This is a genomic window from Desulfosporosinus sp. BICA1-9 (assembly GCF_000802135.1).
Genome location: NZ_JUEE01000138.1, coordinates 1 through 24,792, shown reverse-complemented (window position 1 = coordinate 24,792; position 24,792 = coordinate 1). Strand labels below are relative to the sequence as shown.

Genomic DNA, 24,792 nt, shown 5'->3' with positions numbered 1-24,792 from the left:
TAGGAAGGAGTGGATAGGATAGATGTATCAACTCTTAACTGGGGTGCGGATTCTTGATTTAACCCGACTACTGCCTGGAGGGTATGCCAGTCAGTTGCTGGCAGATCTGGGGGCTGATGTGCTGAAGGTAGAAGATCCTTGGCAAGGCGACTATCTGCGTTGGATGAAACCCTACTTGCCGGGTACTAAAGATAGTGCCCTTTTTTGGTCTCTGAACCGCAACAAAAAGAGTCTTAAACTGAATCTTAAAAGCAGTGCGGGACAGCAAGCCTTTTTTCGTCTGCTTACCAAGTATGACATTGTTCTGGAAGGGTTTCGGCCAGGAGTGATGGATAGCTTGGGTCTCGGTTATAAAGAGCTGCAAAAAATCAATCCCGCTGTTATCCTCTGCTCTATTTCGGGTTACGGACAGGTCGGACCGTATAGTCGACGTTCGGGTCATGATATCAATTATATGGCGATTAGTGGGGCCTTGGGTCTTACGGGACAGGCCGGAGGGGTACCTGTATCTCCAGCAGTTCAAGTGGCGGATATTGGTGGCGGGGCCCTCATGGCGGTGACTGGAATCTTGAGTGCCTATATCGCCCGGCAGCATACGGGTCGAGGACAATATATTGACGTCTCGATGCTGGACGGAGTGGTCTCCTGGATGGCGATGCTTTATGCTCAGCAAGCGGCTGAGAGTTTCACTCTGAAGCGTGGAGAAGGAATGTTAAACGGTGGAGAGGTTTGCTATGCTGTTTATGAGACTCGAGATGCTCGTTTTATGAGCCTCGGAGCCTTAGAACCAAAATTTTGGCAAGCTTTTTGTCAAGCTGTAGATCGTCCGGATCTTGTCGGCCAGCAATTTTCTCACGAGCCAAGCGTTTTGAGCGAGGTGGAGAAGATCTTTAAGAGTAGGACCCAGGAAGAGTGGACTGCTTTCTTCAAAGATAAAGACGTTTGCTGTGAGCCAATCTTAGAACTATCCGAAGCTCGCCAGCATCCTCAAGTTCAGGCTCGGCACCTATTTACTCCCCTTAGTCATCCTGAGAGTGAGGCTGTGGAGACTGTTAGGAATCCCCTCAAATTTCCGGATCAAGAGGAGCTGCCGGATCAAATTCCTCCGGGCTATGGGGAACAGACGAGGGAGGTTTTAAGAGAGGTAGGTTTCAGCGAGGAGGAAATCAAAGAGTTTGAACAGTAGAGGTAGTTGATTTGTCGAAAATTGGATTGATTATTATAACAATGAGAGTTAGTAAAAATAAATTGATATAGGCTTTTAAGCCCCCTGAACGAGAGGGGCTTTTTTCTATTGAAGCTCGAATGTTCTGAAATAAAGGAATAGCCGTTGTCTAGGGAGAACAATTAGAGTGTTACATATTTAGAGAAACCCTGAAGTTGATTGTAGTTACTCCAGTTTGACGACGAGGTGAGCTTTAATGCTAATGAGCGATATGATGACCAGAGATGTTCCTCTTATTCATCCTGAAGATAATCTTAGGCAGGGGATAGAGCTTTTACGCTGGACCAAGCTGGATGCCCTACCTGTGGTAGATGAAGCTGGTTTCTTGATTGGGATCTTTACCAAAGCCAATGTACTAGATGCTTTTTTGTCTGGTGCGGACACCACGGAGAAGATTGAGAGACATTATAATCCCCAAGTAGTGACGGTCGAAGCCGATACACCTTACCGTGAAGTAGAACAGCGGGCGAAACATAGCTCAGTGGGTACGGGTGTAGTCGTAGACAAAGAAGGGAAAGCACTTGGGATTTTTACTAAGGTAGACATGATTATGGCTCTCTTTGGAGAAGCGGAACAATTGGCCACTAAGCTCAATACGGTGTATCAGGCCATGCCCAACGGAATTATCGTCGTGGATCGCAATAACCGTATCCAACAGATAAATCTGTCCGGCGAGAAAATCCTTGGCTTGGAGCAAGAAGCTCTTAATGGTCGCCTATTCAGTAGTATTTTTCCCGACTTAGATCTGAGCTTGGTATTAAAACAGTCGCGACATCTAGTGGGAATTCAGACTCAAATCAATCAGGTGACCGTTCTTTGCAACATTAGCCCTGTGAGTGAGCTGGCAGGAGCAGTCATCGTTTTTCAAGCTTTGACCGATTTAGACCAAGTGGCTTTAGAGTTAGATGCTACCAAGCGCCTGTACGAGACTTTACTTACTGTCACCAATATTGCTTATGAAGCCATCTTCGTTGTAGACGACCAGGGAAAAATCACCTTGATCAATGAGGCAGCCTGCCAATTTTTTGGGAAGAGAGAAAAAGAGCTCTTGCAACAGCCTGTAGATCAAGTGATCGAGAATACCCGTCTTCTGCGGACTTTGAAAACAGGCATGGCTGAAACCAATGAAATCCAAGTCATTCACGGTCGAGCTTACATCGTCTCACGCCTTCCTATTGTGCGTCAGGGTAAAATTATTGGCGCAGTAGGCAAAATTACCTTTCAGAAATTGGAGGAAGTTAAGGATGTCGCTCAAAGACTTGCTCAGATGGATCATGAGTTGAGTTTTTACAAGGAACAATGGGGCTCAACCAGGCTACCTGTTACCTTCAGTCAAATCATTACAATAAGTCAGGATATGCGCCGCTTGAAGCAAGACGCTGAAATGGCTGCCCGTGGGAATTCAACAATTATGCTGACCGGAGAAAGCGGCACAGGTAAAGAACTTTTTGCCGAGGCCATTCATCAGGCAAGTCTTCGTCGCAAAGGACCCTATGTGAAGGTTAATTGCGCCGCAGTGCCGGAAAATCTTCTGGAATCGGAATTTTTTGGGTATATCAGCGGGGCGTTTACCGGAGCTCAAAAGGGAGGCAAAGCGGGTAAATTCGCGGTCGCCAATGGTGGGACATTATTTCTCGATGAAATAGGGGATATGTCTCTAAATTTACAGAGTAAGCTTTTGCGGGTTTTGGAGGATAAGTGTTTTGAGCCTATAGGGAGTAATGAAGTCATGAAAGTGGATGTGAGGATTATCGCCGCCACAAATCAGGATCTGATTCGAAAAGTTGAGAAGGGTGAATTCCGAAGGGATCTTTATTACCGACTGAATGTCATTAATTTTCACCTTATTCCACTGCATGCTCGATTAGAAGACGTCATACCACTCGTTCATGTATTTTTAGAACGGCTAAATCATGATTTTGGCAAGCAAATCGAAGGCGTTTCTCCGGATGTCCATAGAACTCTTATAGGTCATCGTTGGCCAGGGAATGTAAGGGAATTGAAAAATGTCATCGAGCGAGCTGTGAATTTTGCCTCGGGAGGTCGGCTGGAGCTGGAAGATTTGCCTTTTTACCTTAAAGAAGCTAAGCGTGAAGAGATGGTGAGGTTTGAGAAAGGGTGGAACCTTGAAAATGCCCATGAACATTTGGATAAAGACACGTTGGAAAAGGCCTTAATCAAGGTAAATGGTAACAAGTCTGAAGCAGCGCGACTCCTAGGGATTTCGCGCTCCTGGCTTTATGAGAAAATTCGGCGCTATGAGATTCAACTATAACATTTTCTTTACTGAAAGCTCACAACTTCTTAAACTTCAATTCACACTTTAAACAAACTTTATGGTTAAGATAATAGTAGGCCAATCAGATGCGCAGGCTTGATTGGTAATACTTTACCTAAGGAGGAATGTTGTTTGAAAAAAAGACTTATTGTAGGGGTGCTTAGTGCAGTGTTGTTAGTAGGAGGTGCGACAACTGTTTTCGGTGCCACAGATTCGGCTAAGCTCGATGAAATTAAGAGTTTGACACAACAAATGTTTAGCATTCAGAAACAAATCGTTGACAAAGAAGTGGAAGCAGGGCTTAGAACTTCAGAACAAGCGGACACTATGAAAAAATTCATCGACCAGCGCCAAGAAGTTAGAGAACAAGCCATTGCAGACGGTAAGGTTTTCTTACCAGGCATGGGGGGAAAAGGTATGGGAATGCGCGGCGATGCCATTATGTTTAATAATGGTCAACCTTTAACTGACGATCAACTTAAAACTTGGAGCGACGCTGCTGAAGCCCGTTTAGCTGCTCAATTAGAGGCCCTGAAAAGTAATGGGAAGTTAACCGATGAGCAACTTAATACCTGGAGTGATAAAGCGAGAGCTCAGCTAGAAGCTAAAAAAGAGGCTCTCAAGAATGGCACCTTTATGCAGGGAGACATAGGCATGGGTAAGCGTGGAGATCATGGGGGTCGTTTTTGGGGCGGGATAATAGCGCCTTCTGATCCAGCGCCAGCAGCAACGACTTCTGCAACAAATCTACAGTAATTGAAATGCCCCATCCCCAACCTTAGTGAACATACTTGATCTTCAGCATAATTTAAAAGATAATGCTTAGACCACCTTGCCAAGATTTGATTGTTTCAATAGACCATTTCAATAACTAATGGAGACATTTGTGAGTAGTAGGAAGTCAAAAGGGCTAAGTCATCCTGACGAGGATAACTTAGCCCTTTTCATTTTAGTAAGTTTACTTAATTATTAGTACTAAAAAACCCTCCATAGCCTTTCGGCTTGGAGGGTTTCAAGATTAGCGATTTACCAATTGCTACGTGTACGTGGCTGATAGCAGTCACGGCAATATACTGGCTTGTCACCAGAAGGTTGGAAAGGAACGGTTGTTTCTTTTCCACAAGTAGCGCAGATAGCTGGGAACATTTCGCGTTGTTGACGCGCATAACCGCCACCGCCGCCCTGGTTTCTGGTTTGTGCTTTTTTAGCTGCACGGCACTCTGGGCAACGTCCTGGCTCATTGGTGAACCCTTTTTCAGCATAGAACTCTTGCTCGGAAGCTGTAAACTCGAAATCACGACCACAATCTTTGCAATTTAACACTTTGTCATTGAACATTATAAAAAAACCTCCACTAATATATTACCCGCGCCTACATGGCAAGTTAACCAACTTCTTCCCGGAGCCTTAGGTAATAGAGAAGGTTTGCTTAAATCCACTAGTTTTAACGAGCTTTTATCAGTATAACTAAAAAAACTATTGATGTCAAATTAATATTTTAAACTTGCTAACATACCGAATATTTCGACGATGATTGCGGCTTGTTAAGCATACATTTCTGCTAGTAAGGCCTTAACATCCTCATTTTCCAGATATTCATCAAAGGTCATTTGCCGATCGAGGAGTCCTTTCGGTGTGATCTCAATAATCCGGTTAGCGATGGTTTGGACAAACTGGTGATCTTGGGATACGAAGAGGATATTTCCATCAAGGTTGGTTAGGGAATTATTGAGAGCTGTAATGGATTCCATATCAAGGTGGTTGGTAGGCTCGTCTAATAAGAGAACATTCGCGCCACTTAGCATCATTCTGGATACCATACAGCGTACCTTTTCTCCCCCAGAAAGCACGCGGGCCGATTTTTGGGATTCATCTCCGGAGAAAAGCATTCTGCCAAGAAATCCTCGCACGAAAGATTCATCTGGGTCTTTAGAAAATTGTCTAAGCCAATCGACAAGATTAAGATCAGTATCAAAATAAGCGGAGTTATCTTGAGGGAAATAGGCTTGGGTCGTTGTAATTCCCCAATTGATTTCCCCTTCATCAGGTTCGATTTCACCCATTAAAACTTTAAATAAGGTAGTCTTGGCATTGCCGTCCGGACCAACAAAGGCAATTTTATCCCCTTTATTCATCATAAACGAGAGGTTATCAAGTACTTTCTGGCCATCAATGCTCACGCTCAAGTTCTTGACGGTCAAAATGTTATTGCCCGCTTCTCGGTCTGGAGTGAAAGCGATATAGGGATATTTACGGGAGGACGGTTTAATATCATCGAGGGTCAGTTTATCGAGTTGTTTTTTACGGGAGGTTGCTTGCTTTGCTTTGGAGGCATTGGAGCTAAAGCGTTGAATAAATTTTTGGAGCTCTTCAATTTTATCTTCTTTTTTACGATTTGCTTCTCTCATTAGTCTGAGGGCCAGTTGACTTGATTCATACCAGAAGTCATAGTTACCCACGTACAGTTGGACCTTCCCAAAGTCGATGTCGGCGATGTGCGTGCATACTTTGTTTAAAAAATGGCGGTCGTGGGAAACGACAATGACGGTATTTTCGTAATTGTAGAGGAAGTTTTCCAGCCAAGCAATCGAATTAAGGTCAAGATGGTTGGTTGGCTCGTCGAGTAAAAGAATATTCGGGTTGCCAAAGAGTGCTTGAGCAAGCAAAACGCGAACCTTTTCGTTGCCGCTCAGTTCTTTCATTTTGGAACTCTGGAGATCTTTGCCGATTCCTAGTCCCATTAAGAGTTCTGAGGCCTCAGCCTCTGCTTGCCAACCATTAAGTTCTGCAAAGTCTCCCTCAAGTATGGATGCCCTAATGCCATCTTCTTCTGAAAAGTCCGGTTTGGCATAGAGCGCGTCTTTTTCTTCCATTATTTCGAATAACCTAGCGTGTCCCATTATGACAGTTGTCAGGGCTTCAGATTCTTCAAATTCGAAGTGATCTTGTTTTAGGACGCCGATTCGTTCACCAGGTGTTAAGATGACATCTCCGCTCGAAGAGTCTATTTCACCCGATAATATTTTTAAAAAGGTTGATTTTCCTGCGCCATTGGCCCCAATTAAGCCGTAACAATTTCCGGGAAGAAATTTCACATTAACATCTTCAAATAAAGCTCGTTTTCCAAATCTTAAAGTTAACCCACTGGTACTAATCATTCTTAATCGTTCCTTTATTATAGATTTACATATACCAAGAATATAGTATATCATTTTTTTACAAGAAGATATAGATTGATAAAAGTGGGAATGGAAGAATTAAGCAAGCCCTCATACCTTAATCAATGGTAGAGGGCTGAGAATTCTAACATATTTTAGTCGAATTTAATCTAATCGAACCTAAAGTTTTCCGGTTATTAGGCTGGTGCTTGGTTGAATTTTAGTGAATTGAACTTGTTTCAGCTTCATTCAAGAGACTTCTCAGGGCTAGTATGCCTGACATTGTTCTTGGAAATCCAGCACTGGGAGCCACTAAGAGAATGGCATGTTCAATTTCTTCCTTTGTGCAACCACTGCTTAAGGCTTTATAAATATGAGTTCTTAGGGCCCTGGGATACTGGCACTCTGTGGACAAGGCAACTTTAATTAACCAGCAAGTTTTTTCATCTAACGGACCACCTTCTTCGTGTATTAATCGACCATACGTTTCGTAGGCCTTATAAATACTCTCGTGATGTTCCGTAAAATACTTTAAATTAAGCTCTGTACTGTCTATGTTATCAAAAAAGTCATCCATACGAGGTTCCCCTTCCTGTTTTTAACATTATTCTCTAGTACCTGAAGCTTTATGCATACCTGAAGATAGGTTATGATTGTTTTGTGTATCTAATCTCAGATAAGTTAGAATGGATTAAGTCGATTAAAAGGAGAGAGTCAAATGCCGAAAATGGAAATAGAACTTAAAAAAGAAGTCAGAACGGTGCTTGTGGAGACTATTAGGAGGTATTTCTGGAATGAGAGGAATGAAGAAATCAACCATTTAGGAGCTGAATTGCTACTTGACTTTATTATCAATGAAATTGGACCTTACATATATAACAGAGGGATCGAGGATTCGTACACTTATATGAATGAACGAATCGAGGATTTACTCGGTCTTGAGAAACGGCCTAGATAATCAACTCGTTATATACAGTTGAACATCTAAAAAAGGGTAAAGGGCAACACTCCCAGTTGTAGAAGTGGAGTATCCCGATTGGAAATAATACTGGACGAGATGGAGAGGGATTTTAATGAGCTATCAAATTAGGGAAATGTCTGAAGCTGATTGGGAACAAGTAAGAGATATTTACATCGAAGGGATTAATTCGGGTAACTCTACCTTCGAGACTGAAGCGCCAAGTTGGGAAGTGTGGGATGTTGCTCATGTTAAGAGCTGTCGATTAGTCGTTGTAGGCGAGGGTAGGGTTTTGGGATGGGCTGCTCTGAGTCTAGTTTCCAGTCGTTGTGTTTATACTGGTGTTGCGGAAGTAAGTATTTATCTGGCCCAAGACTACTGTGGACAAGGGATCGGATTTAGGCTTTTGAAAGAATTGATTGGGTGTTCTGAGGATAGCGGTTTCTGGACGTTGCAGTCAGGCATCTTCCCGGAAAATGTAGCAAGTTTAGCCTTGCATAGAAAATGTGGATTTCGTCAAGTTGGCCTGCGTAAGAAGCAGGGGAAAATGAACAACGGTACTTGGCGCGATGTTGTGTTGGTGGAACGCAGGAGCGAAGTGGTGGGGAATGACTGAATTAGCAAGGGAAGCTAGTCTGGTGAAGGGGGAGATTTAGTTGAGTCTGTTGCGTTCATTTCAACCTATTGTGGATGAGCAATCGCGTGTCCTAATCCTAGGGTCCATGCCAGGGGTGGAATCGAATACTAAGAGGTATGAAGAGAAGCTGAGGGAATGGAGTATCATCGGGGATATCAATAAGAACTAGTAACCAAAAAAAATTACTGAAGGAGTGATGTTTATGAAGAAAATATTCTCAGCAATATTACCAAGTTTATTGATCTTTACATTCATAAGCATAGACCATTTTATGCTTGGAGAAGATAGTTTACATCTTTTATTAGGAATATTTTTATTATTCCCTATAATTTTTATTATTCAAGGGATTGTTTGTTCAAATTCAAAGAATAGTATGATAGTTGGATTTTCATTATCATCATTAGCAGTTATGCTACCTATTTCAATATGGTATAATGTGGGCGATATGATTCCAGTAGTAATAATATATCTATTATTAGGAGTAATATCATTCGTTAGCTCTAATATTAAAAGAGTATTTATATCAAAAAAATTACTTTAGGTTATTACGAACTAATTCCTAATCAATTATTCAAAATCTTGATTGCTTCATGTCCCTCAAGCCAATCGACAAATTGTTTAGCCGTCCTTGCAGAGCGACCATTATACCAGAGTGCCCATTGTAAGGCCTCTTTGTGAAGCCAATCCCGGTCAAGGGTCAGATTTCTCCTGGCAGCAATTCCATCGACTATTTCCAGATATTTGGTTTGATTCGGTGAAGAGAAAACAACATTGATGCCAAATCGATCTGCTAAGGAGAGTTTTTCCTGCATGGTGTCACCTGCGTGTACTTCTTCATCATGGTTGTTTGATTGCAAGCCCGCTCTTTCCTTGAAATATTCTTTAACTAAATGTCTGCGGTTAGAGGTGGCATAAATGAGAATGTTGGAGGTTTTGCTTTCTAGGCCACCTTCAAGTACGGCCTTCAGCGAAGTATAGTTTTCCTCATTATCCCCAAATACCAGATCATCTACGAAGATGATAAATTTTTGAGTTCGATTTTTTAACTGTCTAATAATGAGGGGGAAGTCTGCAAGATAGGCCTTGGGGACCTCTAACATGCGAAGGCCTTGGGTATGATATTCATTAAGTATGGCCTTAACTGTTGAGGATTTTCCGGTACCGCGATCTCCATAGAGCAGCACATTGTTCGCTGGAAAGTCCTTCAGAAATTGAAGAGTATTTTCAATGACTCTGGAACGTTCATTTTGATACTCCACTAATTCGTCTAAAGTGATAGGATCGGGGCTATCGATTCCCCTGATGTAACCTGAGCCATCAATTCTTTCCCACACAAAGGCAAAATAGCGCGCGAATAATCCACAACCGTAATCTTTATGGAACGTTTTGAGCTCATCTAGACTGTCTTGCCAGTGCTGGCAGGAATTTAGGTGTGTTTTTATGTGATTAAGATGGTTAGAAAGAGTATTAGTTGAGCTTTCAAGAACCCACTCGGGTAGTTCCTGAATGAGAGTATTATTGGGGTCATTTTTGAATAGCTCTGCTAAGTGGGCTTTAACTAAAGCGGGATTAAGTTGAGCTATAAGTTGAAGACCCTTTAAGTCTTGGGCCGCAGCTTTTTCAAGTACCTGATTAGAGTTGCTAATCTGGCTAGCTTGCTGTTGAAAGGTGAATGGATTTTCATCGAAGATTATTTGATCGAGAAGATAATCTTTAAGTGACATAGTAGTACTGTTTTCTCGAGCAAGTTCAAAGTAAAATTCGTAATAGGAGTTAATAAGCTCTCGAAGCTCAACGTCGGCTTTGTGTAAGGAAATAAGCAGTGTTTTCAACTTACTTAATACCCTATTCTCTAAGAGTCCTCTGTAAATTGAAAGAGAATCCATTGCTAGTAAAATCGACGATAATTTGCTGTGTTGCATAATAATCCCTCCAGTAAACAAGTATAGCATTCGAGTATTAAGAAAGAAAGAAGGGAAAAATTAAGGTTATTCTAGATCTTGTTATGAGTCTAAAGCGAAAAGTTTAAGATCTTTGATCAGATAAAATTGATATGGAAACCGATTAAGTAGCGTGGAATTAATGAATTCCAAGATGTGGCAATGATTATTCGGGTGGTGTATAATAATAATATACACTTAAATGCAACGATTATTGGTACATAAAGGAATCAAGGAATGAGATATCAATTGAAGAGTTTTCGTGTAAACATTAATTTTGCATGGCCTGAAGTCGATCAATAGATGAAGTAATCAAGAAGGAATCGTTGAAGATTTGAGTGTTTCATTGAGGAAAAATTGGGGGTAGCTAAGATTTGAGAGAACCAAAAGAACAGTATGAAAAACGAAAGATGTATTATGCACGACGGTTGGAAAACCTAACCCAGAAGATTAACCGTTTAAGCAATATTAGACTTTTGACGTTCTTGGCTGGCAGTGGGCTGGCTGTATTTTTTTATTGGAAGCGTAGTGCTTCTTTGGGGATGGGTATGGTGGCTTTTACAGTAGTGTCATTCGCCGCCTTGGTTATTTGGCACCAAACTTTAAGAAAGCGCCAAAGTTATATACGCGTTCTTTATGAAAACTATGAGCAAGCTTTGAAGCGCTTATCCGGCGAATGGAAATCCTTTTTAGATGTAGGAGAAGACTTTAAAGACCCTGCTCACCCCTATGCGGATGATCTCGATCTTTTTGGCTTTGGTTCCTTGTTTCAATGGATTAATACAGCAAAGACTTTTAGGGGAAGGGAAACGCTGAAAGAGTGGTTGTCCAAGCCCCCAGTGGAGATTGATTCGATCCTGGAAAAACAAGAAGCCATTAAAGAAGTGGCGAGAAATCTGGCTTGGCGACAGCGGTTTTTAGCGGATGCCGGTATGTCAAAGGGTACGCTGAGCTCTCCACAAGCCATTATCGAATGGGCAAAGGCCTTCGATTCTAGCTATCTGAGGGTTAGAGTACTAATTCTAGGCCGGGCGCTTCCGATCATTACGATCCTATTTCTGCTGCTTTATCTTTTGACCTCCAGAGTTTCCTTTTGGTACCCGCTGGCGGGTATTATAATTCAGTCGCTCATACTCTTGCTGGGAAAGCAAAGGGGTAAGGTACTCAATGCGGTTTACTCTTATCGGGAAAGTCTTAAGATATATGAAAAGATGTTAGAGCGGTTCGAAAAACGATCCTTTCAATCGAAGTACCTTCAGTCTCTGAAAAAAGGCTTACGCGATCGTGACGGTAAATCTGCTTCTGAACAGATTAAAAAACTTGCACGCTTGGCCGATCTAATAGCAAACCGTAATAATGCCATGTTCTTAATCATTAATATTCTAACGCTGTGGGATATCCAATGCATGATCGCTTTAGAATCTTGGAAAGAAAAATCAGGTCGTTCTTTAGCTCGCTGGGTGGAGACGATCGCTGAATTGGAGGCTCTATCCAGTCTATCAATCATTCACTTCGATCATCAAGACTGGGGATTCCCAGAGATCAGCCCACAAAAACCTGGTATTGTGGCAGTCAAAATGGGACACCCGCTCTTGAAAGAATCCGTATGTAATGATGTAGCGATCGAGAAGCGGTCCGGGATATTGCTAATAACAGGCTCCAACATGTCTGGCAAGAGCACGTTACTTCGGACGGTAGGTATCAACCTTGTCTTGGCCTATGCAGGGGCACCCGTATATGCTCAGTCCTTTAGCTGTTCGATGCTGGAAATTTATACATGTATGCGAGTGAGTGATAACCTTGGGGAAAATATCTCTTCGTTCTATGCGGAATTATTGCGAATCAAGCAGATTGTCAGTGCATCGAAGACGGATAAGAAAGTTTTCTTTTTGTTAGATGAGATTTTTAAAGGGACCAATTCCCAGGACCGTCATGCAGGAGCTAAGGTGTTAATTCGGCAACTAAGCAAGGTTGGTTCGATGGGAATGGTTTCAACCCACGATTTGGAACTCGGAGACCTCGAGCGAGAAAACGACCGCAAAATTCGAAACTATCATTTCCGAGAGTATTATAAAAACGATGAAATTAAGTTTGACTATAAACTAAGGCCTGGAATTTCCACGACGCGAAATGCCATGTATTTAATCAAAATGGCGGGCATTGATGTGGATGGGGTGGATTAGGCAATACGCCCTCTCCAGGCTTGTGGAGAGGGCGTATTGCTCAATTTGTTGATTTATTTAACAGGTTTTGATTAGATGATCTTTTTCCTAGAGAGAGTATGTTAAGTAGAGAGAGGAGCAGAAGGACTATGATTATTGTAAGCGCGTGTTTGCTTGGGCTGAATACAAAGTATGACGGCAAAGCCCATACCCATGCTATGCTTCAGAAATACAGTACCAAGGGAAAGTTTATTCCAGTTTGCCCAGAGCAACTAGGTGGTTTACCAACTCCAAGAGTACCCGTAGAGATTATCGGTGGAACAGGTCAAGGTGTGCTTAGTGGAGATTGTGTGGCCCAAGGGGAGCAGGGAGAAGTAGTCACCTCGGAATTTATCCTGGGGGCCAAAGAAGTGCTTAAAATCGTCGAGCTAGTTCCGGTCACTGCCGCGATTCTCAAGGAGCGTAGTCCTTCCTGTGGCGTGAATTGTATTTATGATGGAAGCTTTTCACACAGGATCATATCAGGTCAGGGAGTGACAGCGGCTTTGTTGAAAGAGCATAATATCCCGATCTATTCGGAAGAGGAACTGACTGAGGAGAGGTTAGTTGAGTTATTAGAAAGAGTTTAACCTTTATCCAATCGTAAGACTCCCACTTCTATAAGTGGGAGTGGTACCCCCGGCTTCGCTTCGGTGGGGGTAGAGTCCCCCACCGAAGACTCGATGTTCAACTTTAGTTGAACGAGTTCACTTTTTTGTAATAGCGACTCGCCAAACCTCCGGCCCTTCTTGAAGATAGTCCCAAGTAAACAGTCCAGCATGTTCTGCAGAAAACAGATAGTAAAGTGGTTTGGGGTCATGGTCGTTGGTGAGTTCCATTGTTTCGCCCGATTTCAGACTATTCCAAGTGCTGAAAATGTTTGGTTGCTTATCCTTAGGAGCATATTGACGAACATCTATTTGGGCTGCAAATGAAGTCATTTTGATTTCCTCCTTAATCTGTAAGTCACATCTTTAGAATAGTGTGTCAAGATTTCTACGATAATATTTGAGGAGTTACAGATTATTAGAGATTTATGACGGTTAATACGGATTAAGCTAAATGTAAAGGAAAAAACAAAATACAGTTGTGATTTCAATCATAGTCTAGCTCAAAAAGCACCCAAAGTGTTCGTTTTTGGGTGCTTTTTATTTATTTCTCAGACTATGTCACTTAACAGACATAAATTGTGTCATTTAGATTTCATTACTTTTATATCATCCAGTGTAAAATGTTAAAGATTAAGGAAATTATTAGGGTTCAGAAGATAAACTATATACAATGAATTTTTTGAAAGGGGTTGTAGATTATTGGGCTGGCTTAGAAATAGGTTTGATATAAGCCTCGAAGAGATGACTTCTCTTTGAGGCTATAATTTATTAATTATTTTCTCATACATACCAGCGAAGGGGCTCTACCCCCCTGAAGTTTTACGAAGCCCCCACTTTCTGAAGTGGGGGTCTTGCAACTTGATAAAAATAGTAATAGTCAGATGTCACAAATTTAGAGCTGGGGGAGTTTTATTATTATGTCTAAACTAACCAAACGTTCAATGTCAATTAAAACCCGGATTACCCTTTTAGCTGGTCTGGTGGTTATTGTCGTTGTGGCAGCGTTATCTGGAGCAAGCCTTTGGAATGCCGAGAAGCTGCTTAAAACTAGCGAGCTTCAAACGGAAAAACTTGTGGAACAGGGAATACAGGATGAATTCGATAATCGCCTAGATCGCGCGAAGTCTTCGGTGCTATCGATGACCCTCAATCCAGACGTGGCAAAGGCCTTAGCAGAACGTGACAGAGCTACGATCGTACGTCTTGTCCAGCCTGTCTTTGAAGAGATCAAGAAAGAAGGCTTCAGCCAACTTCAGTTTCATGTTGCACCTGCCACTTCCTTTTACCGGGCACATTCGCCAAAAAAATTCGGGGATGATCTTTCAAAAATTCGGCCTACGGTGGTGACGCCCAATCAAGAACATAAAATAGTGCAAGGGCTAGAAGAGGGGGTCGAAGGATATGGATTTCGAGTGGTGGTACCAGTCAAGTATCAAGATCAGTGGGTAGGAACTGTAGAATATGGAATGGATTTCGGTGATGATTTTTTAAGAGCTTTACAGAAGAAGAACCCCGGAGATTATTTTATCTATTTACTCGATCCATCGACCTCAATGGTCAAAAATGTGAAGGAGAATGGAGGGTTACTGTCTGGTACAGGACAAGATAATTTTCCAGTCTCGGAAGGATTGGTAAAAGCACTCGTTAATGGACAAGCTCAATTTACGATCAGTGGGGATGGCCAGTCTAATGTTTTACTCATTCCTTTTAAAAACTATCAAGGTGAAGTAAAGGGCTATATTAAGACCGTGCTTTCTCGGGAAGGGGTAGTGCAAGAGTTAAACACTTTAAAACGTTGGATATTTATGGTGGGATTACTGGTACTTATTTTTGGTGTGGTTTCTGGATATTTTGTCTCTTTAGCCTTTACCAGACCATTGATTCAGTTGGCGGAAGATGCGGAGGTTCTGGCCACAGGTAATTTGAACATTGATATTAAAACGAACTCGTATGGAGAGTTAGAGACCTTGGCTAAGGCCATGAAAAAGATGCTTGTCAATACAAAAGAAGTTTGCCTTTCGATTAATCAAGCTGTGTGGCATGTAGAGGAATCAACGAGAGGAATTTCGGTTGCAACCGATCAAACCTCACAAGGAGCAGATCAAGTTGCTTTAAGTGTCAGTCAGGTAGCTAGTAGTGCTCAGAAAATTGCAGAGAGTACGAGTGAGATCGGGGTGCAAAGTAAAGGTATCAATCAGAGTGTCCGAATTTTAGCTGGGCATATGGAGCGCGTCGCTGGAAGTACCTCTAAAGTTACTGCACAAACATTATGTGGTGAAGAAATACTAAAGGATTTGGCGGCAAAGATGCATATCTTTACGGCTAAAGTGGAGGAAATCCAAAAGGGAAGTCATATTCTGAGAGAGCAGACGAGAGAAATTCGTGGAATTACCCAAATTATTACCGAGATTTCTGACCAGACGAATCTCCTTGCTCTTAATGCAGCGATTGAGGCGGCTCGCGCTGGGGAAGCAGGACGGGGATTTGCTGTTGTAGCCGAAGAAGTCCGCAAGCTGGCCGAAGGATCAAGGCAAAGTGCCTCTCAAATTGCAAAGCTGATCGATGAAGTAACTCTGAATGTTGAAGCTTCAGCTCGAGCTACAGAAGAGGCAGTCAGCTTAATCGAAGAACAATCGGGAATTGGGGATCGAGCACTGGGACAATTCACAGAAATTTCACAGGGGACCCAAACTGTCGGTCAACTGCTGGCGGTCATGGAGGGTGAGGTTCGGCAAGTCGTACTAATGGAGCAGGCAGTAGCTAAGTCTGTTCATATGGTTTCAGAAATGTGTCAAGAAGATGCTGCTGCTACAGAGGAGATAGCCGCTTCAACGGAAGAAATGAGCGCAACGATCAGTACGATTCGGGATAGTGCGAGACAGTTGATTGTCTTGATGGAGGAATTGAAAGCCCAAAGTAAGCGGTTTGTAATTTGAAGTTCGGATTCCAATCAGGTATAATTACAAGAATACTTATTGAAGTTCAAATTCAGCTGATTTAGAGTTTAACACTCTCTTGGGTAGCTTGAGGAGGAAAACTATGCAATTGGCAACCGTTAAGGAAATTTACAGAGGGACTGACCAGTTTCTCAATCAAAAGGTGGAGCTATCTGGGTGGGTTCGCACCGTGCGCACTTCCAAGGCGTTTGGCTTCATAGAAATTAATGATGGAAGTTTTTTCGAAAACATTCAGGTGGTTTTTGAAGAAAGTCTGGAAAATTTTATGGAGATTGGGAAGCTTACGATTAGTTCTGCCCTGCGTATCCAAGGAACCCTTGTCCCTTCACCGGGAGCAAAGCAACCCTTTGAATTAAAAGCGGAGAAAATCGAGATTCTGGCCTTGTCTGCGGCGGATTATCCTCTCCAGAAGAAACGGCATACGTTTGAATATCTACGGACGATTGCCCATCTGCGCCCCAGAACGAATACGTTTGCCGCAGTCTTTCGGGTGCGGTCTGTGGTTGCCTATGCCATTCACAAATTCTTTCAGGAAAAGGGTTATGTCTATGTGCATACCCCGATTATTACCGGCAGTGATGCTGAGGGTGCTGGAGAGATGTTCCGGGTAACAGCACTAGATATGGCTCAACCACCTAAGGACGAGGCGGGTAACCTTGATTTTTCCAAAGACTTTTTTGGACGTGTTGCCAGTCTAACGGTCAGTGGTCAGCTCAATGTAGAGACGTATTGTATGGCTTTTCGCAATGTCTATACGTTTGGCCCCACGTTTCGAGCGGAAAATTCCAATACCGCGAGACATGCTGCGGAATTTTGGATGATTGAACCAGAGATCGCTTTTGCAGATCTTGCCGATAATATGAATTTGGCTGAAGAGATGATGAAATTTATCATTCAGTATGCTTCGGATAATGCTCCTGAAGAAATGGCATTTTTCAATAACTTTGTCGATAAGACCTTATTTGATCGGTTAGGAAATATCTTAAGCTCCGAGTTTGGTCATATTACCTATACTGAGGCAGTAGAACTGTTGGAGAAGGAAGATGTGGACTTTGAGTATCCCGTTCATTGGGGTATGGATCTTCAAACAGAGCATGAACGTTACTTGACAGAAAAGATCTTTAAGAAACCAGTCTTTGTTTCAGATTACCCTAAAGGAATTAAAGCGTTCTATATGCGATTAAATGACGATAACAAAACCGTGGCAGCCATGGATTTGCTCGTTCCAGGAGTTGGTGAGATCATCGGGGGAAGTCAGCGCGAAGAACGTCTTGAGATCTTACAAAGTCGAATGCAAGAATCTGGATTGAATCCTGAGGATTACGGGTGGTATCTTGACATTAGACGATATGGTGGCGTAAAGCATGCAGGGTACGGCCTGGGTTTTGAACGAGTTATCATGTACTTGACTGGAATGTCCAATATCCGCGATGTGATCTCTTTCCCGAGAACGGCGAATTCTTGTGAGTTTTAGCGGTCTTCTATGAGGCTGTTCGTAGGTGCATTGTCAGTTAAGTATGAGGTTTTTTGTGATTCTTCTGGACAGGTGTGCTAATTTGGTACATCTGTATTATTTTTTAAGTCTCCATTAACTTTACTTATGCCACGATAGATATTTTTTGAGGAAGATCCTGGTATTAGACACCTGTCTTAAGCCCTATAAGTCTTTATTTCAGTACTTCTCACCAATTTCCGTGCCAATTTTTCTCTTGATGTGCAAAACTACAGGTCTTTACGTGCTACGGAGGGAGCTATCTAAGGAGATTCCAGTAATATTCCGTTAATCAACCCAGTAATAAAGTTTGTCCTATGATGTCCATTACCTTTAGGTATAGCTAATAATTATTGTGATATCTTAAAGGGCAAGAGACTGTTAGCAATTCAAGCAACAGTAGGACGTACAGTATGTTATAATAAGTACAAGAAGTGAGGTGAAGTGGTCATGTACCGGTTAGATGATTTAAATCCAGTGCAGCGGGAAGCTGCAGAGCATAGAGCGGGGCCGCTTCTAATTCTAGCGGGAGCAGGATCGGGAAAAACTCGAGTGCTCACCTATAGAATTGCCCATTTGATTGCTCAAGGGGTAGAACCCGGTGAGATATTAGCGATTACTTTTACCAATAAAGCGGCCAAAGAGATGAGGGAACGAGTGGCCACCTTGCTGGGCAGTGAGGGGTATGGATTATGGGTCACGACATTTCACTCGGCATGTGTCCGTATTCTGAGACGTGAAATTGATAATTTGCCAGGATATACGAAGAATTTCGTTATTTATGATACAGGGGATCAACAGTCGATACTCAAAGCGTGCTTAAAAGAAAAAAACTATGATGAAAAGAAATTCCCAGTGCGCAGTGTGGCGGCAGTCATTAGTGATGCCAAAAACAAACTTCAAGATCCCGAAGCGTTTTCCTATAAGGCTGCTAGTTATTTTGAACAAAAAGTCGTGGATATTTATCGTTCTTATCAGAAACGACTCAAGAGTAATAATGCGCTTGATTTTGATGATATTATCATGCTCACGGTTCAGCTCTTTCAGCAAAGTAATCATGTCTATCGGTATTATCAGGATAAATTCCGCTATATTATGGTTGATGAGTACCAAGATACGAACCACGCCCAGTATATGCTGATCAAACTTTTGGCGAGTGAATATCGGAATCTCTGCGTGGTGGGAGATGATGACCAATCCGTCTATGGCTGGCGCGGGGCGGATATCCAAAATATCCTCGACTTTGAGCGGGATTATCCGGAAGCCAAAGTCATCAAACTTGAACAAAATTATCGATCGACGCAAAAGATCCTTAATGCTGCTAATGCAGTGGTGAGGAATAACGAATCGCGTAAAGAGAAGTCGCTCTGGACGGAAAACTCTGAGGGGCAGTCGGTCGTGTGTTATGTGGGATCTGATGAGCGAGATGAAGCGGACTATGTCGTTAATCGGATTCAACGCTTACATGAGCTAGAAGGGCGTCCGTTTAATGATTTTGCGATTCTTTATCGGACGAATGCTCAATCGCGGGCTCTAGAGGAGCGTCTGATGAAGGCGGCTACGCCTTATCGCGTTTTCTCTGGGCTGAAATTCTATCAACGTATGGAAATCAAAGATATCCTAGCGTATTTAAAAGTCTTATATAATCCAGCTGATCAAGTGAGTTTTGCTCGTGTGCTTAATGTGCCCAAGCGCGGCCTTGGAGATAGCACCTTGCAAAAGATTTTAGAATACTCCGATGAACAAGGAATGCCTGTGCTGGACGCCATTTTGGAGGCAGAGTATATTCCGGATTTGTCGACACGAGCTAAGAAGCCGTTGTTAGGCTTTGCCCAAATGATGCAGGGCTTACTAAACTTGGCACGAGAGGCAAGTGTATCAGACTTAGTAGAAGAGATTCTGAACAAGACGGGGTACAAAGCGATCCTTAAGGCTGAAGACACACCTGAAGCGGAGACTCGTTTAGAAAATCTGATGGAGTTTCTGTCCGTAACCGCTGAGTATGATGCTAAAGCAGCTCTAGCTGAGCAAAATGCCTTAAATGATGGAGTTGAAGCTGAGGAAGCTGTCCGAGGATTAAGCGGTTTCTTAGAACAAGTATCGTTGGTTGCTGATATCGATGATTTAGATCAAGCAGAGGCTGCAGTAGCCTTAATGACGATGCATAGTGCGAAGGGGTTAGAATTCCCGGTTGTTTTAGTGGTGGGTATGGAAGACGGGATTTTCCCCAGTAGCCGTTCACTCATAGAGCCAATTCTTTTAGAGGAAGAACGCCGACTTTGTTATGTAGCTATCACTCGGGCGAGGGAGAAGCTATACCTGTGTAATACGGAAATGCGGATGCTCTATGGCAAGACGCAATACAATCAGCCCTCTCGCTTTTTGATGGAGATTCCGTCGGATTTAATGACGGAAATTGACCCACTTGATCCACCAAAACGTCGTCTCGCTACTCCAGCGAAATCAGCGAGGAGACGGGATTCTATGTCGGATCGAACCATTCCTTTGGGTTCAGGGTCGTGGGAAAAGGATTTTGGAAGTACTCTAGTTATTAAAGGGGGTGAGGCGCATCAGGTAGGAGAAAAAGTGGAACACGCGACGTTTGGTCGAGGGATTATTGTCTCCATTAAGGGAGAGGGAAATCAAGCGGAACTGACAATTGTTTTTGACGGTGGAATCAAGAAATTAATTGCGGAGTATGCCAAGTTAACGAAACTGTGACATTTTTTTTACCATGGTGCATTTCCCAAAATTGAGGAGAAGAAAGGTTTAGGTGTTAAATATGTCAGATAAAATTTATATTGTTGGACACAAAAGCCCAGATACAGATTCAGTTTGCTCAGCAATCGCTTTGGCTCGTTTAAAAGAACTCATGGGAGCTGACAATGTTGTTCCCTGCTCAGCCGGAAAACTCAATAAAGAGACTGAGTATGTGCTCAATTATTATGGAGTAGCTATTCCTGAGGTATTAGAGTCCGTAGAAGCTAAACAAAAATTGATTCTCGTCGACCACAATGAGTATGGTCAAGCGGTTGCTGGTGCAGATCAAGCTCAGCTCGTGCAAATTGTTGATCATCACAAAGTGGGCGGCTTCCAAACCTCGGAACCCCTTTATGTTCGTATTGAGCCCGTAGGTTCCACATGCACGATTGTAGCTCAAGAGTACAAGGAAAAAGGCTTAGTTCCTGAAAAAGCGATTGCTGGCATTTTACTCGCAGCCATTCTTTCCGATACTGTCATCTTCAAATCTCCAACCTGCACTGAATTGGATAAGACGATTGCTGCTGAACTGGCTGCTATTGCCGGAGTTGATCCCAAGACCTTTGGTATCGACATGTTCAAAGCATCTTCCAACATTGCTGAGCGTACCCCTCAAAGCATGATTGAAGAAGATCTTAAGGCTTTCACCATGGGTCCTCACAAAGTTGGAGTTGGACAAGTAAGTCTGATGGGTTTGGATGGATTTGAAGAGGTTCGGGCAAACTTAACTGCAGCCATTGAAGCACACCGTGTAGCACAAGATATGCGTTATCTCTGTTTGATGATCACCGATATTTTAACAGATACCACAGAGCTGATCGTAAAAGGGGACAACCCAGAAGAAGTAGCTAAAGCCTTCGGCAAAGAAATTGTCAATGGCAGTGTTGATCTTCCAGGAGTTCTTTCTCGTAAGAAGCAAGTTGTACCACAAATGACAACATATTTCCAAGCTTAATTATTTGTACCTAGGCAATGAGTTAATGAGCAGTATTATGGGAAAACTAATAATAAGCTTGCTAAGTCATTAATTCGAAGCCTTGTGCTATTGTTTTATATGCGTCAAAGAGAGACGAGGATCGGAGGGATTTCAGTGCAGGATGAATTGGAGCGCTTAGCCACGCTTCGCCGGGAACTTGAAGAGGCTAATAAGCAGTATTATGGGCTTGACCAGCCACACATCACAGATGCAGAATACGATGCTTTAATGCAAGAGCTCCTGAACTTAGAAGCCAAGCATCCAGACTGGGTAACTCCGGATTCTCCGACTCAACGGGTTGGGGGAGAGGTCGCCAAAGAATACACGAAAGTGCGGCATTTGGAACCTCTCCTCAGTTTAGACAATGCCTTTGCTCCGGGAGATTTACGAGAGTTTGATCGACGCGTACGCCAAGTGGCCGCCTCAGTGGACTATGTAGTTGAACTTAAAATCGATGGTTTAACAGTCGCCCTAACCTATGAGGAAGGGCTTATGGTGCGTGGAGCAACTCGGGGAGACGGTTCTATAGGAGAAGATATCACGGCTAATGTTAAAACCATGGGTTCAATTCCTCTGCGTTTAAATAAGGCAGTTCCAAGGTTAAGTGTGCGGGGAGAAGGGTATATGCCTAAAGCTTCCTTTGCTCGTTTGAATCAAGAACGTGAAGAGGAAGGGCAATCCACCTTTGCCAATCCTCGTAATGCTGCAGCAGGGTCATTGCGCCAACTGAACTCTCGAATCACTGCCGAGCGTAAACTCGACTACTTTGCCTATCAAGTTTTATCAGGCAGAGAGTTGGGATTACATAATCAAATAGATGTGCTTACCTATTTAAAAGAACAGGGGTTTGTGGTAAACCCTGAGTATAAAGTATTTAGCGATATCGAAGAGGTTATTACCTATTGTGAAGAAATGGCGTCAGAGCGTCACCGCTTCCCATATGATATCGACGGTCTGGTCATTAAAGTGAATGAGTTTGACCTTCAACAGGAACTTGGCTTTACCACCAAAAGTCCGCGCTGGGCGATTTCATATAAATTTCCGGCGGAACAGGTTGAAACGGTCGTTGAGGATATTATCATCCGAGTAGGGCGTACCGGAGTTTTGACGCCCACCGCCGTACTGAAAGCAGTTTCCGTGGCAGGATCCACTGTGAGTCGTGCCACACTCCATAATTTAGATAACATTCGGGATAAGGATATCCGTATCGGAGATTATGTACTCTTACATAAAGCTGGAGATGTAATTCCAGAGGTTGTCCGAGGGTTACCCGAAAAACGCACCGGTGAGGAAAGGCTTTTTGAAATGCCAGAGCTCTGTCCAGAATGTCAGAGCCCGGTTTTGCGTGAGGAAGGGGAAGCGGCATACCGTTGTCAAAGTATTATCTGCCCTGCCCAACAACGTGAGGGGATTATTCATTACGTCTCTCGGGATGCCATGGCGATTGATGGACTAGGACCCGCAGTTGTTCAACAACTCCTAGATGCGGGGTTGATCAAAGATGCTGCCGATCTTTATTCATTGACCTTCGATGATTTAACCCCTGTGGAACGGATGGGGAAAAAATCGGCAGAGAATTTGCTAAGGGCCATAGAAGACAGCAAAGGGCGAGGACTGGCACCGTTGATTTTCGCCTTAGGTATCCGCCACACTGGGGAAAAAGCAGGGAAGATTTTAGCGCAGACGTTTGGTTCCATGGAAAAATTGCAGGAGGCCACCCTAGAGGAGTTACAAGGGATTCCGGACGTTGGACCAGCAATGGCGGAAAGTGTGGTGCAGTTTTTCAGTCTGGAGAGTACGGGAGATTTTTTGGTTAAATTGCATGCAGCCGGTGTGAACATGACCGCAGGAACCTCGACCAAACCACAGATATTTGCGGGTAAAAGCATCGTCGTAACTGGTTCGTTAGAGCGCTGGGAGCGGCGGGAGATCGAAACAATCATCGAGGAGTATGGTGGAAAAGCGGCAAGTAGTGTTAGCAAAAAGACTGCCTTCGTCGTTGCAGGAGAGAAAGCTGGCTCAAAGTTAGTGAAAGCCCAGGGACTGGGAGTACCTATCTTGACCGAAGAGGAATTTGAACAGATGATTAAGCTTTAATAGTGAAAGCCGGTTTCTCCATCTGAGAAACCGGCTTTTATACGTGTTACGAGGACGCTAAGGTGGATAGCTATATAGACCTTTACCTGAGTTGTCTTTGGCAATAATTTGTTTAACTCCAGCCTTAGATCCTATTCTTACATAATTATAAGATTCCTGATGTTCATTAAATACTAAATAGACGATGGCAGTATCATCAAAAATTATCTGCATCTCCTTAATTTTCTTATCATTTATAACTCCTCCCAAGAATATGTAAGGTATTTCTTCGTTTGATTTTTTCATGAATGAAGTCATAAAGTGAACATCGAAGGGTGTATCTTTATTACTTGGTCTTATATTGCTAAAAACTACGTCACTGAATTCGATGTTTTTTGATATTTGTAAAAAGCCGATATATTCATCACCGTTACCCTGAAACAAAATCTGAATCAAGTCTCCTTCTGGAGTTTCGATCATTGATATTATCTTTAACTGACTGACCTTTAGGGTTGAATGCTCTTTAGAAAGGTGGGTCCTTATGGTAGAGTCAAGAAGATTGAGTTTCTCTCTTGTTTGATTAGCTTCAGTTGTTGAACAGCCGGTTACCATTAGACTTAACAACACTAGGAAAAATAAAATTTTATAGTTTGACAATATCTAAATCACCTCTTTTAAATTCCAGGGGAGAAAATCACTTCACTTCCATTACTTCCTTAAATGCACCGTAGCTCTTATAAAATTGTTTTGGTATCCCCCTCTCTATATAGAGGGATTAAATATGCCATAAGGTTACATTAATTTTATAAAATATAAAAATTTAGGAGGTTTTAATATAAATTACTAGAATTAATAGTTTCAGGAGGCGGATAAATTGTCAAGTAAGGACTTAGAAATCTTTAAAATTCTAGCCAAGCAGACTTATGAAAGAGTCTATCAAACAGTGTATTTTTATACTAAAGATAAATATATATCAGAGGATGCCGTCCAACAGGCCTTTGTAATAGCGTATAATAAACTTAATCAGCTAGAATTTAAAGATAAATTTGCTTCATGGGTTATTTCTATAGCTCTAAATGAAGCTAAACGAATGTTAAATAATAAAAACAATGATAAGATTACTTTATTAACTGATTTGCACCTAGGCATGCTGTCAGATAGTAGTCTTGAAAATGATATAGAACTGAAAGAGGACATCAATAATGTCCTTAAAAAATTAAATAAAAAAGAACATGAGATTTTAGTACTCAAGTATTATGCCGATTTATCCTTGCATCAGATTGCTATGTTATTAGATATTAATCTCTCAAATGCTAAAGTTAGACTACATAGAGCAAAAGAAAAATTTAGAAACTTGATAGATAAGGATCTCAATCAAAATTTGGGAGGTTGAACTTAAGTGAGCTTATCTGAAAGAGAGCTTGACGAAATAATAATAATTCATTTGTCAAAAGAGTTAGCTTCCGAGATTGAGATTCCGAATATAGATGATCAATGGCAGAAGATTAAGAATCGAATCAATG

Annotated in this window: 21 protein-coding genes; 15 read left to right on the top strand and 6 right to left on the bottom strand. The window is 42.4% G+C overall.

Going from position 1 to position 24,792, the window contains the following annotated elements; genetic code table 11:
* The first annotated feature begins 22 nt into the window (after positions 1-22).
* The 3 genes from JL57_RS16635 to JL57_RS16625 all read left to right on the top strand — a co-directional run bounded on the left by JL57_RS16635 (position 23) and on the right by JL57_RS16625 (position 4,259).
* Positions 23-1,186, top strand: a complete 1,164-nt coding sequence (locus tag JL57_RS16635) for a CaiB/BaiF CoA-transferase family protein (RefSeq protein ID WP_034143138.1) — start codon at positions 23-25, stop codon at positions 1,184-1,186.
* A gap of 235 nt (positions 1,187-1,421) precedes the next feature.
* Positions 1,422-3,500, top strand: a complete 2,079-nt coding sequence (locus JL57_RS16630; RefSeq protein ID WP_034143137.1) for a sigma-54-dependent Fis family transcriptional regulator — start codon at positions 1,422-1,424, stop codon at positions 3,498-3,500.
* A 135-nt stretch (positions 3,501-3,635) separates the two neighbouring features.
* Positions 3,636-4,259: a DUF2680 domain-containing protein gene (locus JL57_RS16625; RefSeq protein WP_034143136.1), complete on the top strand. Its 624-nt coding sequence runs from the start codon at positions 3,636-3,638 to the stop codon at positions 4,257-4,259.
* Between the two features lie 270 nt (positions 4,260-4,529).
* Here JL57_RS16625 and JL57_RS16620 read toward each other — a convergent pair whose 3' ends face one another.
* From JL57_RS16620 to JL57_RS16610, 3 genes are all read right to left on the bottom strand, one after another.
* Entirely contained in the window at positions 4,530-4,841 is a 312-nt protein-coding gene (locus JL57_RS16620; protein WP_291300189.1) for a zinc-ribbon domain containing protein, read from the bottom strand.
* 206 nt (positions 4,842-5,047) lie between these two features.
* A complete protein-coding gene (locus JL57_RS16615) occupies positions 5,048-6,661 on the bottom strand; it encodes an ABC-F family ATP-binding cassette domain-containing protein (RefSeq protein WP_034143134.1) in 1,614 nt (537 codons plus the stop codon).
* 220 nt (positions 6,662-6,881) lie between these two features.
* A complete protein-coding gene (locus tag JL57_RS16610; RefSeq protein ID WP_034143133.1) occupies positions 6,882-7,238 on the bottom strand; it encodes a carboxymuconolactone decarboxylase family protein in 357 nt (118 codons plus the stop codon).
* A 141-nt stretch (positions 7,239-7,379) separates the two neighbouring features.
* On the opposite strand from JL57_RS16610, the gene JL57_RS16605 reads away from it, so the two are divergent.
* The 4 genes from JL57_RS16605 (at position 7,380) to JL57_RS16595 (ending at position 8,797) form a co-directional block, all read left to right on the top strand.
* Positions 7,380-7,619 carry a DUF2164 domain-containing protein gene (locus JL57_RS16605; protein WP_034143132.1) on the top strand — a complete coding sequence of 80 codons (240 nt, stop codon included), beginning with the start codon at positions 7,380-7,382 and terminating at the stop codon, positions 7,617-7,619.
* A 115-nt stretch (positions 7,620-7,734) separates the two neighbouring features.
* Complete coding sequence (locus tag JL57_RS16600; protein ID WP_034143131.1) at positions 7,735-8,235, top strand: GNAT family N-acetyltransferase; 501 nt, start codon at positions 7,735-7,737, stop codon at positions 8,233-8,235.
* Positions 8,236-8,275: 40 nt separating this feature from the next.
* On the top strand, positions 8,276-8,425 hold the full coding sequence (locus JL57_RS34675) for a hypothetical protein (protein ID WP_291300188.1): 150 nt from the start codon (positions 8,276-8,278) through the stop codon (positions 8,423-8,425).
* A gap of 33 nt (positions 8,426-8,458) precedes the next feature.
* Complete coding sequence (locus tag JL57_RS16595) at positions 8,459-8,797, top strand: hypothetical protein (RefSeq protein WP_034143130.1); 339 nt, start codon at positions 8,459-8,461, stop codon at positions 8,795-8,797.
* Positions 8,798-8,819: 22 nt separating this feature from the next.
* On the opposite strand, the gene JL57_RS16590 is transcribed toward JL57_RS16595, so the two are convergent.
* Positions 8,820-10,178 carry an ATP-binding protein gene (locus tag JL57_RS16590; protein WP_291300187.1) on the bottom strand — a complete coding sequence of 453 codons (1,359 nt, stop codon included), beginning with the start codon at positions 10,176-10,178 and terminating at the stop codon, positions 8,820-8,822.
* A gap of 392 nt (positions 10,179-10,570) precedes the next feature.
* Between JL57_RS16590 and JL57_RS16585 the strand changes: the two genes are divergently transcribed.
* Positions 10,571-12,379 (top strand): MutS family DNA mismatch repair protein, encoded by a 1,809-nt coding sequence (locus JL57_RS16585; protein ID WP_034143128.1) that lies wholly within the window; start codon positions 10,571-10,573, stop codon positions 12,377-12,379.
* A gap of 128 nt (positions 12,380-12,507) precedes the next feature.
* On the top strand, positions 12,508-12,987 hold the full coding sequence (locus JL57_RS16580) for a DUF523 domain-containing protein (protein WP_034143127.1): 480 nt from the start codon (positions 12,508-12,510) through the stop codon (positions 12,985-12,987).
* A 117-nt stretch (positions 12,988-13,104) separates the two neighbouring features.
* Here the strand turns inward: JL57_RS16580 and JL57_RS16575 are convergent, their stop codons facing one another.
* On the bottom strand, positions 13,105-13,338 hold the full coding sequence (locus JL57_RS16575) for a DUF2249 domain-containing protein (RefSeq protein WP_034143126.1): 234 nt from the start codon (positions 13,336-13,338) through the stop codon (positions 13,105-13,107).
* A gap of 587 nt (positions 13,339-13,925) precedes the next feature.
* Here JL57_RS16575 and JL57_RS16570 point away from each other — a divergent pair.
* The 5 genes from JL57_RS16570 (at position 13,926) to ligA (ending at position 23,290) form a co-directional block, all read left to right on the top strand.
* Positions 13,926-15,944 (top strand): methyl-accepting chemotaxis protein, encoded by a 2,019-nt coding sequence (locus JL57_RS16570; RefSeq protein WP_034143125.1) that lies wholly within the window; start codon positions 13,926-13,928, stop codon positions 15,942-15,944.
* Positions 15,945-16,047: 103 nt separating this feature from the next.
* Positions 16,048-17,439, top strand: a complete 1,392-nt coding sequence (gene asnS, locus JL57_RS16565) for an asparagine--tRNA ligase (RefSeq protein ID WP_034143124.1) — start codon at positions 16,048-16,050, stop codon at positions 17,437-17,439.
* 468 nt (positions 17,440-17,907) lie between these two features.
* Positions 17,908-20,178, top strand: coding sequence for a DNA helicase PcrA (pcrA, locus tag JL57_RS16560; RefSeq protein WP_034143123.1), 2,271 nt, complete (start codon positions 17,908-17,910; stop codon positions 20,176-20,178).
* Positions 20,179-20,239: 61 nt separating this feature from the next.
* Positions 20,240-21,172 carry a putative manganese-dependent inorganic diphosphatase gene (locus JL57_RS16555; protein ID WP_034143181.1) on the top strand — a complete coding sequence of 311 codons (933 nt, stop codon included), beginning with the start codon at positions 20,240-20,242 and terminating at the stop codon, positions 21,170-21,172.
* A gap of 135 nt (positions 21,173-21,307) precedes the next feature.
* Positions 21,308-23,290 carry an NAD-dependent DNA ligase LigA gene (gene ligA / locus JL57_RS16550; RefSeq protein WP_034143122.1) on the top strand — a complete coding sequence of 661 codons (1,983 nt, stop codon included), beginning with the start codon at positions 21,308-21,310 and terminating at the stop codon, positions 23,288-23,290.
* A gap of 57 nt (positions 23,291-23,347) precedes the next feature.
* Here ligA and JL57_RS16545 read toward each other — a convergent pair whose 3' ends face one another.
* Positions 23,348-23,926 (bottom strand): hypothetical protein, encoded by a 579-nt coding sequence (locus JL57_RS16545; RefSeq protein WP_034140983.1) that lies wholly within the window; start codon positions 23,924-23,926, stop codon positions 23,348-23,350.
* A gap of 217 nt (positions 23,927-24,143) precedes the next feature.
* On the opposite strand from JL57_RS16545, the gene JL57_RS16540 reads away from it, so the two are divergent.
* Positions 24,144-24,662: an RNA polymerase sigma factor gene (locus JL57_RS16540; RefSeq protein WP_291299726.1), complete on the top strand. Its 519-nt coding sequence runs from the start codon at positions 24,144-24,146 to the stop codon at positions 24,660-24,662.
* Positions 24,663-24,792 lie beyond the last annotated feature (130 nt).

Bases quoted from the DNA above. Each gene is read 5' to 3' on its own strand.
- JL57_RS16635 (WP_034143138.1), top strand. From the start codon at position 23: ATGTATCAACTCTTAACTGGGGTGCGGATTCTTGATTTAACCCGACTA.
- JL57_RS16630 (WP_034143137.1), top strand. From the start codon at position 1,422: ATGCTAATGAGCGATATGATGACCAGAGATGTTCCTCTTATTCATCCT.
- JL57_RS16620 (WP_291300189.1), bottom strand. From the start codon at position 4,841: ATGTTCAATGACAAAGTGTTAAATTGCAAAGATTGTGGTCGTGATTTC.
- JL57_RS16615 (WP_034143134.1), bottom strand. From the start codon at position 6,661: ATGATTAGTACCAGTGGGTTAACTTTAAGATTTGGAAAACGAGCTTTA.
- JL57_RS16610 (WP_034143133.1), bottom strand. From the start codon at position 7,238: ATGGATGACTTTTTTGATAACATAGACAGTACAGAGCTTAATTTAAAG.
- JL57_RS16605 (WP_034143132.1), top strand. From the start codon at position 7,380: ATGCCGAAAATGGAAATAGAACTTAAAAAAGAAGTCAGAACGGTGCTT.
- JL57_RS16600 (WP_034143131.1), top strand. From the start codon at position 7,735: ATGAGCTATCAAATTAGGGAAATGTCTGAAGCTGATTGGGAACAAGTA.
- JL57_RS16595 (WP_034143130.1), top strand. From the start codon at position 8,459: ATGAAGAAAATATTCTCAGCAATATTACCAAGTTTATTGATCTTTACA.
- JL57_RS16590 (WP_291300187.1), bottom strand. From the start codon at position 10,178: ATGCAACACAGCAAATTATCGTCGATTTTACTAGCAATGGATTCTCTT.
- JL57_RS16580 (WP_034143127.1), top strand. From the start codon at position 12,508: ATGATTATTGTAAGCGCGTGTTTGCTTGGGCTGAATACAAAGTATGAC.
- JL57_RS16575 (WP_034143126.1), bottom strand. From the start codon at position 13,338: ATGACTTCATTTGCAGCCCAAATAGATGTTCGTCAATATGCTCCTAAG.
- JL57_RS16570 (WP_034143125.1), top strand. From the start codon at position 13,926: ATGTCTAAACTAACCAAACGTTCAATGTCAATTAAAACCCGGATTACC.
- asnS (WP_034143124.1), top strand. From the start codon at position 16,048: ATGCAATTGGCAACCGTTAAGGAAATTTACAGAGGGACTGACCAGTTT.
- pcrA (WP_034143123.1), top strand. From the start codon at position 17,908: ATGTACCGGTTAGATGATTTAAATCCAGTGCAGCGGGAAGCTGCAGAG.
- JL57_RS16555 (WP_034143181.1), top strand. From the start codon at position 20,240: ATGTCAGATAAAATTTATATTGTTGGACACAAAAGCCCAGATACAGAT.